Below are 9,478 nucleotides of genomic sequence, written 5' to 3'. Positions count from 1 at the left end.
ACAAACGGCGGGCGGTGGAGATGAGATGATCTCCACCGCCCGCCGTTTTTGGTGTGGGGCTAGAACTCCTCGTAGACCGCCGGGTCCTGGTCGGCCAGGCGGCCGTCGGGGCGGCCGAGGGCGGTGATCAGGGCGATCTCCTCGGCGGAGAGTTCGATGTGGGCGGCGGCGATGTTGAGTCGCTGACGCTCGGGGCTCGCCGACCGGGGGATCGGGACCACCCCGCGGGCCACGTGCCAGGCCAGCACAATCTCGGCCGGGGACACATCGTGTCCGGCGGCGATGCGCTCGATCACCGGATCGGCGGTCACCCCGTTGCCGCGGCCCAGCGGGCTCCACGCCTCGGTGATGATGCCGCGCTCGCGGTGGTAGATCACGGCCGCCTCCTGCGGGAACCACGGGTGCAGCTCGATCTGGTTGACCACCGGACGCACCCCGGTCTCGGTCTCCAGCCGCTCGAGGTGCTCGGGCAGGAAATTGGACACCCCGATGTGTCGGATCAGCCCGCGCTCGCGGGCATCAATCAGGGCCTCCCACGCCTCGACATACTGATCCACGCGGGGGTTCGGCCAGTGGATCAGATACAGGTCGATGTGATCGAGGCCGGTGCGGAACAGGCTCTCCTCGATCGTGAACGTGGCCTCGGCGCGGGCATGGCGGCGGCCGGGCAGCTTGCTGGTGACGATGAACTCGTCGCGGGGGATTCCCGCGGTACGCACCGCGCGCCCCACGGTGCCCTCGTTTTCATAGTTGAAGGCCGAATCCAGCAGGCGGTAGCCGGCATCAAAGGCCGAGTGCAGGGACTCGATGCCGGCGAGGCCGTGTGCACGCCCGGTACCGAATCCAATCGGGGGAAGAGAAAGCTCTGAGAAACTCAAGGACGCTGTCATTCACCCATGCTACCCATCGGGTCATGCATCGGGTCAAGAGGAAGTCCCCACCGGGACCATCAAAAACTGGTGCGCAAGGCGGGACTTGAACCCGCACGCCCGAAGGCACAGGAACCTAAATCCTGCGTGTCTGCCAATTTCACCACTCGCGCTTGTTTCTCCAGTGTAGCGTGCGAGCATGCACGCGCGGTGCAGGCCCGGCTAGGATGGGTCCATATGTTAGATCTTGACCTGAGTGCCGAAATCGCCGCGCTGCGCAGCACCTTTGCGACCATCAGTGACGTGCTGGACCTTGACCGTCTGCGCGCGGAAATTGCCGAGCTCAGCGAGCAGGCCGGTGCGCCCGACCTCTGGGACAACCCCGATGAGGCACAGAAGGTGACCAGTGCGCTGAGTCACAAGCAGGCCTCGCTCGGGCGTGTCACCCGGGTGGCCAACGGGCTCGATGACCTTGAGGTTCTGATCGAACTGGCCAACGAGGAGGGCGACGAGGCCTCCGCCGCCGAGGCGCGTGCCGAGCTGGAAAAGCTGCGCACCGCGATCGGTGACCTCGAGGTGCAGACCCTGCTGAACGGTGAGTTTGATCCGCGTCCCGCGGTCATCACCATTCGGGCCGGTGCCGGGGGAGTGGACGCCGCCGACTTCGCCGAGATGCTGCTGCGGATGTATCTGCGCTGGGCCGAACAGCACAAGTATTCGGCCACCGTGCTCGACACCAGCTATGCCGAGGAGGCGGGCATCAAGTCCGCCACCATCGAGATCGACGCCCCCTACGCGTTTGGCACGCTGAGCGTCGAGGCCGGAACCCACCGCCTGGTGCGGATGAGCCCCTTTAACTCCGCCGGTAAGCGTCAGACCAGCTTCGCCGCGGTCGAGGTCGTGCCGCTGATGGAGGTTACCGAGTCCATCGACATCCCCGACAACGACATCCGTGTCGACGTCTTCCGCTCCTCGGGCCCCGGCGGCCAGTCGGTGAACACCACCGACTCCGCCGTGCGGATCACCCACCTGCCCACGGGCATCGTGGTGAGCTGCCAGAACGAGAAGTCGCAGATTCAGAACCGTGCGGCGGCCATGCGGGTGCTCCAGTCCCGCCTGCTGCTAGTGCAGCGCGAGCAGGAGAACGCCAAGAAGAAGGAGCTCGCCGGCAACATCACCGCGAGCTGGGGAGACCAGATGCGCTCCTACGTCCTGGCGCCGTACCAGATGGTCAAGGACCTGCGCACCGACTACGAGGTGAACAACCCGAGCAACGTGTTTGACGGCGACCTCGATGGCTTCATCACCGCGGGCATCCGCTGGCGCAAGAGCGCCGACCGCGACTAGGCTTCGCCGCAGAAAACAGGGCTCGAAACCCGAGAGTGTGACCCCTCTTGGCGTGTCAGCGCGCAAAAGCCCAGCGGCATGCTTAGGCTCGAAACGTCATGATTCGCTATGAGAACGTCACCAAAATGTATCCCGGGTCCAAGCGACCCGCGGTCGACGGAATCGACTTCGAGGTCGAGCGCGGGGAGTTTGTGTTCCTCGTGGGCGCCTCCGGGTCGGGAAAGTCCACCTGTCTGCAGCTGATCCTCAAGGAGGAGCGGCCCTCGTCCGGCACCATTCACGTGCTTGGAAACGACCTGGGTTCGATCTCGAACCGGAAGGTTCCCTACTTCCGTCGGCAGCTGGGCGTGGTGTTCCAAGACTTCCGCCTGCTCCCCAACAAGACCGTGTACCAGAATGTGGCCTTCACGCTGCAGGTCATCGGTAAGTCCCGCGGGTTCATCCAGGAGGCCGTCCCCGACGTCCTCAAGATGGTGGGCCTGGATGGCAAGGGCGAGCGTTACCCCCACGAACTCTCCGGTGGTGAGCAGCAGCGTGTGGCCATCGCCCGCGCCGTGGTCAACAAGCCCCCGGTACTCCTGGCCGATGAGCCCACCGGTAACCTTGACCCCGCCACCAGCGCCGGCATCATGCAGCTCCTGGAGCGCATCAACGCCGGTGGTACCACCGTGGTGATGGCCACCCACGAGGCGGGCATCGTGGACAAGATGCGCCGTCGCGTGATCCAGCTGCACGAGGGCAAGGTTGTCCGAGACGAGCGTTCCGGCGGATACGGCAACACCGGTATCGTGCCCGAGCTGCGTCCGCAGGAGGTCAAGGGTGAATCCGCCCTGGCCGCCCAGGCAGCCGTGGCCTCCGAGGCCGCCGCCGCCGAGCTAGAGACCCGCGCGCAGCCGATCATTCCGGCCGTTCCGGTCACGCCCGCAGCCCCGACTCACACCTCGGCGATCAACCTGCCGCAGGTGGAAACCGAAGATGCGGCCGACCACCTCGGCATTGCCGAGAGCCTCGGCCTGCGCCGCGATGGTGACCAAACGGGAGAAGACGAGCAGAACGTGGGACCGGTCAAATGAGAATGTCGCTGATTTGGGGCGAGGTTTTCACCGGCCTGCGCCGCAACCTGTCCATGGTTGTCTCCATCATCCTGGTGACCTTCATCTCGCTGACCTTCGTGGGGGCCGCCGCCCTCATGCAGATGCAGATCGGTCAGATGAAGGGCTACTGGTATGACCGTGCCCAGGTGGCCATCTACCTGTGCCCGCAGGACTCGCTGAGCGAATCCTGTGCCGGCGGTGCGGTGACCGACGACCAGCGTAAGGGTGTCGAGGACGCACTGAAGTCCGCGGCCCTGGCTCCGGTGATCGAGAAGTTCTACTTCGAGTCCAAGGATGAGGCGTATAAGCGCTTCCAGGAGAAGTTCGCCGGTAACGAGATCACCAAGTACGTGACCCCGGACCAGCTGCAGGAGACCTACTGGGTCAACCTGAAGAACCCGGCTCAGTCCAACGTGATCTCCGAGGCCTTCTCGAGCGTCCCCGGCGTGGAAGAGGTCACCGACCAGCGCAAGTACCTGGACACCATCTTCTCGGTCCTGAACGTGGCCTCCTACACCGCGATCGGCATCGCCGCGCTGATGCTGATGGCCGCCGTACTGCTGATCGCCACCACCATCCGCCTGTCGGCCTACTCGCGTCGCCGTGAGATCACGATCATGCGTCTGGTGGGTGCGTCGAACAGGTTCATTCAAACACCGTTCATCCTTGAGGGGGTGATCTCCGCCTTCATTGGGTCCCTGCTCGCGGGCGGAGCGATCGTCGCGATCGTGCACTTCTTTGTGCAGGGCTACCTCAAGGACAATGTGCCGTCCTCGATGTCCAACCTGGTCGGGCTGGGAGACGCGTTTATCGTGGTTCCCGCGCTGATCCTGGTGGGCATGATCCTGGCCGCGCTCTCGGCGAACTTCGCGATCAAGCGATACCTGAAGGCGTAATTTCCGGCCTCAACCGGATATACTGATGGGCTGCCCGGGTTTCCCGGGCAGCCCGAGTCATTTACCGGGCCCAGCTGTGCCCAAAGAAGGAGAACACCGTGCCCAAGGAACGTGGTGAAAAAGTTGTCGCGACCAACCGCAAGGCGCGCCACGATTACCTGATCGAGGACACCTTCGAGGCGGGAATGGTCCTCAGCGGCACCGAGGTGAAGTCGCTGCGGATGGGCCGCGCGTCCCTGGTGGACGGCTACGCCTTCGTGGAGGGGAACGAGATCTGGCTGGATGCCGTGCACATTCCCGAGTACTTCCAGGGCAGCTGGAACAACCACAGCGCCCGGCGGAAGCGCAAGCTGCTTCTTCACCGTCAGGAGATCAACAAGATTGCGCATAAGGTTGCCCCGGGCGGTTACACGATCATCCCGTTGAAGATCTACTTCAATAACGGCAACGCCAAGGTGGAGATCGCCATTGCCAAGGGTAAGAAGGAATACGACAAGCGTCACGCACTGCGTGAGCGTCAGGACACCCGTGAGGCTGCCCGCGCGATGGCGACGCGAAACCGCCTGGGGGAGTAGTCCTTCCACCCGCCTGCCTGGGCGAGTAGCCCCATCATTCACGCGGCGATCCTCGGGAACGAGGATCGCCGCGTGCGTTATTTTGGGGCGTGCATTGTGCGCAAAATCCTTGCACCGGCCCGGGGCACACGCCAGGATATTGGTATGACCGCATCCTCAGCATTGCCCGTGCCCGGTACCGTCAACTTTCGTGATCTCGGGGGCTACCCGGTCCCCGGCGGTCACACCCGCACCGGCGTCATCTATCGCTCCGATGCCCTGCACAATCTGGGGGAGGCCGGACGCGCGGCGCTGACCGAACGCGGGATCCACTCGATCATCGACCTGCGCGATGAGCCCGAGCGTGCGGCGATGCCCGACGATGTGGAGGGTCTGGGCCTCCGCGACCTGCACCACGCGGTGTTTGAGGGATCGGTGGATGCCGCCGCGACCCCCGGACTCGGGCTCGGAGACCTCTATCGGGCGATCCTGTTCCGCCACACCGACGTCGTGCGCGCGGTGCTGACCGAACTCGCCGAGCCGGCAACCACCCCGGCGATCATCCACTGCACCGCGGGTAAGGACCGCACCGGTGTGCTCAGTGCACTGGTTCTGCTGACCGTGGGGGTTGACCGCGAGGACGTCCTGGACGACTATGCGGCCACTCAGGCGAACCTGGCCGGGGCCTGGGCCGAGCACATGACCGAGATGGCGCGGAGCCAGGGCATCGAGGTGACACCGCAGCTGCTGGGGATCATGACCGAGAGCCCGCGAGATGTCCTCGCGTCGGTTCTGGTAGACCTCTATGCGCTCCCCGGTGGACTCGAGGGATACCTCGACTCGGCCGGCGTGGGCCCGGAGATTCGCGACCGCCTGCGCGCGCTGCTGGTCGAGCAGGACTAGCCTGACTTCGGGCCCGTCGCCTGGACCACCACGTGTTTCCCGCATGTTTGCGTGCGAAACTGATCGCCGCGCGCGAACGTGGTTCCCCACCCGGGCAATCCCGGATATACTGGGGACATCCCTTCGGGGGTTTGTGGGCTTCGGCTCCTGATAATTCAATAGCGTGTGACATGACCCATTCTTCGTGAATGTGCATGGGGATGATCGGTTTCGACATTGCCTGTGAAACTGCGAGAAGCGGGTCGAGGATTCAGGGTTATCTCGTTAACGATCTCTGAAAAACCAATAAGTGCCAACTCTAAGCGCACTGACTTCGCCCTCGCTGCCTAAGCGAGCCCGAATAGTCCGTCAGACCGGGTTTGTTTCCGCCCCGGTTCCTGGCGTCATTTAGGAAACTTGCTGTGTGCCGACGCCTGAGCGGTACGCGGGACTAATACTCTGGCTGGGCCTGTCAACCTAACCGCCTTCGGTAAAGGTTGGGGCCGAGAAAACGTTTTCGAAGGATACACCCGTAGAAGACGCAGAATTGCAGCAGTGGACCGGGGTTCAATTCCCCGCATCTCCACCATCGGTCATGTCACACGCTGGCGAAGAGTAAAGCCCGGTTCCTTGCAAGGAACCGGGCTTTTGCTTTGCGCTTGCCGTGGCTCTGGCCGGGTGCAGCTATTTGGTGACGATGTCCAGCACCTGGTTGTGCAGCAGGCCGTTGGTGGCCAGTGCGCTGCGCCCGGCAATGGTGTCGGTGCCGTCGATCGCGGTAAAGCGGCCGCCAGCCTCGGTGATGATCGCCACAAACGGGGCGATGTCGTACTCCTTGACGTCGAACTCGGCGACGATATCCACCAGTCCCTCGGCCAGCAGGCCATAGGACCACATGTCGCCGTAGGCGCGGTCACGCCAGACGGTCTCGGCGAGGGTTAGCAGCTGGGGGAGATAGCCGGCGTCGCGCCACTGGCCGATGGACTGGAAGCTCAGCGAGGCATCCTCGATGCTGCGTACACCGGACACCCGCAGGCGGCGTGGCTCGGCGGATCCCTCAACCAGCCAGGCGCCGGCACCCGGAGCCGCATACCAGCGCTTCTGGAACGCCGGGGCGCTGGCCACGCCCACCCGCGGAACGCCGTTCTCGGCCAGCGAGATGAGGGTGGCCCAGTTGGGGACGCCGCGCAGGAAGTTGGCGGTTCCATCGATCGGGTCGAGGATCCACTGTCGCTCGGTGCTGCCCTCGGTGCCGTACTCCTCGCCCAGGATCCCGTCGCCCGGGCGCTCGGCCTCGATGATCGCTCGCAGTGCCCGCTCCACGGCCAGATCGGCGTCGGTCACGTGGGTGCGGTCGGGTTTGGTGTCCACCCGGAGGTCTCCGGCGCGGAAACGCTCGAGTGAGATCTCATCCGCGACATCGGCCAAACGCAAGGCCAGCGCGAGGTCTTCTTCGGGGGTCCAGGAAGCATCGAGAGTCATGCGCAATAGCCTAGCGTTTTCCCCTGGACATCCGCGCCATGCCGGGCGACACGGCGACACGCGCCCCGATTGGAAAAGAGCGTGCGGCACTGGTAAAGTCTTCTCTTGTCCGGTTATCCGGACAACGCACCTCTAGCTCAATCGGCAGAGCAACTGACTCTTAATCAGTGGGTTCTCGGTTCAAGTCCGAGGGGGTGCACCATCAGCCCCGACCGGTTTCCGGTCGGGGCTTTGTGTTGCCTGTGTGGCCCGGAAACCCGAGTGCCCTCGGCCACGGAATATACCGTGGCCGAGGGCACTCGGGATGAGGAGGGCTAGCCCTCGTGTCCGGCGCGACGTGCACGTGCACGCATCGCAATACCGGCCATCAGGATGAGAACCGCGATACCCGCCAGGGGCAGCAGGTTATCGGAACCGGTCTTGGAGAGCTGACCGGGATCGGTCGGCTTCGGGGTAACCACCGGCGGGTCGCTCGGGTCCGCGGTCGCGGTGGGTCCGGCGGTCGGAGTCACCGTGGGGTCCACGGTCGGGGTCGGGTCCACGGTGGGTGTCGGGTCGACGGTCGGCGTGGGGTCCACGGTGGGCGTGGGGTCGACGGTCGGGGTCGGGTCCACGGTCGGGGTGGGAGTCGGTGTGACCGTAGCTACCGGAGTGGCGGTGACGATCATCGGGTCGCCCATTCCCGCCTCGCTGACCGCGCGAATCCGGAACGAGGTCTCGGTTCCGTTGGTCAGGCCCGCGATGGTGCGGGTGGTGGCGGTGCTGGCTGCGCGAGTTGTGGTGCCCGCGGGAGCCGCGGTCCAGGTGGTGCCACCATCAACCGAGGTTTCGATGAAGTAGTCGAGCACCGGAACCTGACCATATCCCTGAGTCACGGCGGTCCAGGAGAGCTCCACCTGGGCGTCACCCGCGGTGGCGGTGGCTCCGGTTACCGGATCCGGGGTTAGTGCGAAGGCCTGCACAATCGAACGCTTATTGCTGGTCGCGGTGGTCTGCTGGGTACTCGCATACACGATGCCTGAGCTGTCCACGTCGATGCCTCGAACCACGGAGGTTCGACCCTCGGACTGGGCGGCACCGGTCGAGGTGCCGATGGTGCCCAGGCGTGCACCGTTCGGGGAGAGCCAGCTCACATTGCCGGTGCTCGCGGAGTAGTAGACGTTCCCGTTGTTCTCGTCCACGGCCAGCCCGAATACGTGGTTCTTGCCCAGGAACAGCTTGGGAAGCTCCACATAGCCACCGGTGCCGAAGGTGGGATCAATCTTCCAGGTCCAGCCTGCCGGGTTATTGCCCGGATCCACATTGTGGTCGGTGGTCTTGGTGAGCAACAGCTTGTGGATGCGGCCGGGGCGACCCTCATCCTGAATATCACCGATGTAGACGGCACCGCGTTTGGCATCGACGGCCACGGCCTGCACACCGGTCAGGTCGACGAAGGGTAGCTTCTCCCCATCGGCCCAATAGACGCTCCACCAGCTGAGGAACTTCCCGTTGGTGTCCCAGACGGTCACCGCGCTGGTGCCCTGGCTGGTGACATACACGTTGTCCTGTTCGTCCACGTCGATGCCCACGGGCCAGTTGATTGGGCCGGGCGTGTGACCGTCGCCGAAGGAGAGCAGCAGCTCACCGGTCGGCGAGTATTTGCGGACGTTGGGAATCGCATCCGAACTCAGCACATACACGTTACCCTTCGAGTCGATCGCGGTGCCGCGCTGGCCACGGGGGCCCTTGGGATCGTCCGGGGTCTGCCACTTGGGCTGGACGATTCCCTGCGGGTTTGCATCGGCTTCGTGGGTTTCCACGGCCCACTTACCATCGCCCTGATAGGCACCGTTGGTGCCCAGCCCCGGCTGCAGGGTGAAGGTCTGCAGGTTGTGCCCGGCGGCCTGCTGGTTGGGGGCCTCCCAGGTGGCCAGCCCCGAGTCACCCACGGCGATGACGCCATCGCGGACCGAAACCCCATAGGGGAAGGCGAAGTCGAGGGGTTTGGGGGTGGTCTGAGTCTGGCTAATGCCGAATTGGCCCACGTAGCCGTAGGCACCGCTACCCATGGTGCGGCCGGGGAATTCGGTCGAGGGGGTGGCGGCAATCGCCGGGGTTCCCGGGATCAGGACCACCGAGAGCAGGACGCCGGCGCTGAGAGCTGCCAGGGCGCCGCGAGACTTGGTGCGAGCTTGAATTCTGGACATACTGCCACGCTATGACGCGCGCGAAGGAAGCAAAACACCGGTTTCACCTGTGGGGTGATTCAATGTCGCATCATCGCTGCGCCATTTTGTGAGGGGGAACCGGGTGAGCCTTGTTGCGGGCACTGACGCGCGGAGGTGGCCGCGTCGGTGCCGCGTCAGTGTGAC

Annotated in this window: 8 protein-coding genes, 2 tRNA genes and 1 other RNA gene; 7 read left to right on the top strand and 4 right to left on the bottom strand. The window is 64.6% G+C overall.

The genetic code is table 11. The features are described from left to right. Positions 1–59: 59 nt before the first annotated feature. Positions 60–890, bottom strand: a complete 831-nt coding sequence (locus D9V34_RS00355) for an aldo/keto reductase (protein ID WP_121686984.1) — start codon at positions 888–890, stop codon at positions 60–62. 67 nt (positions 891–957) lie between these two features. After that, positions 958–1,042 (bottom strand) — tRNA-Leu (locus D9V34_RS00350). Between the two features lie 64 nt (positions 1,043–1,106). On the opposite strand from D9V34_RS00350, the gene prfB reads away from it, so the two are divergent. The 6 genes from prfB (at position 1,107) to ssrA (ending at position 6,231) form a co-directional block, all read left to right on the top strand. Then, entirely contained in the window at positions 1,107–2,216 is a 1,110-nt protein-coding gene (prfB, locus tag D9V34_RS00345) for a peptide chain release factor 2 (RefSeq protein ID WP_030148581.1), read from the top strand. A 98-nt stretch (positions 2,217–2,314) separates the two neighbouring features. Then, positions 2,315–3,289, top strand: coding sequence for a cell division ATP-binding protein FtsE (gene ftsE / locus D9V34_RS00340; RefSeq protein WP_121686983.1), 975 nt, complete (start codon positions 2,315–2,317; stop codon positions 3,287–3,289). Next, the gene (gene ftsX, locus D9V34_RS00335; RefSeq protein WP_121686982.1) at positions 3,286–4,206 is read left to right on the top strand and encodes a permease-like cell division protein FtsX; all 921 of its coding nucleotides are present in this window, start codon (positions 3,286–3,288) and stop codon (positions 4,204–4,206) included. The genes ftsE and ftsX overlap by 4 nt, the downstream gene beginning before the upstream one ends. A 98-nt stretch (positions 4,207–4,304) precedes the next feature. After that, positions 4,305–4,781: an SsrA-binding protein SmpB gene (smpB, locus tag D9V34_RS00330; RefSeq protein WP_121686981.1), complete on the top strand. Its 477-nt coding sequence runs from the start codon at positions 4,305–4,307 to the stop codon at positions 4,779–4,781. A 144-nt stretch (positions 4,782–4,925) separates the two neighbouring features. Further along, positions 4,926–5,663 carry a tyrosine-protein phosphatase gene (locus D9V34_RS00325; protein WP_121686980.1) on the top strand — a complete coding sequence of 246 codons (738 nt, stop codon included), beginning with the start codon at positions 4,926–4,928 and terminating at the stop codon, positions 5,661–5,663. A 196-nt stretch (positions 5,664–5,859) separates the two neighbouring features. Continuing rightward, positions 5,860–6,231, top strand: a transfer-messenger RNA (tmRNA) gene (gene ssrA, locus D9V34_RS00320). A gap of 95 nt (positions 6,232–6,326) precedes the next feature. Here the strand turns inward: ssrA and D9V34_RS00315 are convergent. Continuing rightward, entirely contained in the window at positions 6,327–7,124 is a 798-nt protein-coding gene (locus D9V34_RS00315; RefSeq protein ID WP_121686979.1) for an inositol monophosphatase family protein, read from the bottom strand. A 126-nt stretch (positions 7,125–7,250) separates the two neighbouring features. On the opposite strand from D9V34_RS00315, the gene D9V34_RS00310 reads away from it, so the two are divergent. Further along, positions 7,251–7,326 (top strand) — tRNA-Lys (locus D9V34_RS00310). Between the two features lie 112 nt (positions 7,327–7,438). Here the strand turns inward: D9V34_RS00310 and D9V34_RS00305 are convergent. After that, entirely contained in the window at positions 7,439–9,313 is a 1,875-nt protein-coding gene (locus D9V34_RS00305) for a fibronectin type III domain-containing protein (RefSeq protein WP_121686978.1), read from the bottom strand. Positions 9,314–9,478 lie beyond the last annotated feature (165 nt).

It is taken from the genome of Mycetocola lacteus, from assembly GCF_003667575.1.
In the GTDB taxonomy this organism is placed as follows: domain Bacteria; phylum Actinomycetota; class Actinomycetes; order Actinomycetales; family Microbacteriaceae; genus Mycetocola; species Mycetocola lacteus.
The sequence above is the reverse complement of the archived record's forward strand: the minus strand, read 5'-3'. Positions and strand labels throughout refer to the sequence as shown.

Bases quoted from the DNA above. Each gene is read 5' to 3' on its own strand.
- D9V34_RS00355 (WP_121686984.1), bottom strand. From the start codon at position 890: ATGACAGCGTCCTTGAGTTTCTCAGAGCTTTCTCTTCCCCCGATTGGA.
- prfB (WP_030148581.1), top strand. From the start codon at position 1,107: ATGTTAGATCTTGACCTGAGTGCCGAAATCGCCGCGCTGCGCAGCACC.
- ftsE (WP_121686983.1), top strand. From the start codon at position 2,315: ATGATTCGCTATGAGAACGTCACCAAAATGTATCCCGGGTCCAAGCGA.
- ftsX (WP_121686982.1), top strand. From the start codon at position 3,286: ATGAGAATGTCGCTGATTTGGGGCGAGGTTTTCACCGGCCTGCGCCGC.
- D9V34_RS00325 (WP_121686980.1), top strand. From the start codon at position 4,926: ATGACCGCATCCTCAGCATTGCCCGTGCCCGGTACCGTCAACTTTCGT.
- D9V34_RS00315 (WP_121686979.1), bottom strand. From the start codon at position 7,124: ATGACTCTCGATGCTTCCTGGACCCCCGAAGAAGACCTCGCGCTGGCC.
- D9V34_RS00305 (WP_121686978.1), bottom strand. From the start codon at position 9,313: ATGTCCAGAATTCAAGCTCGCACCAAGTCTCGCGGCGCCCTGGCAGCT.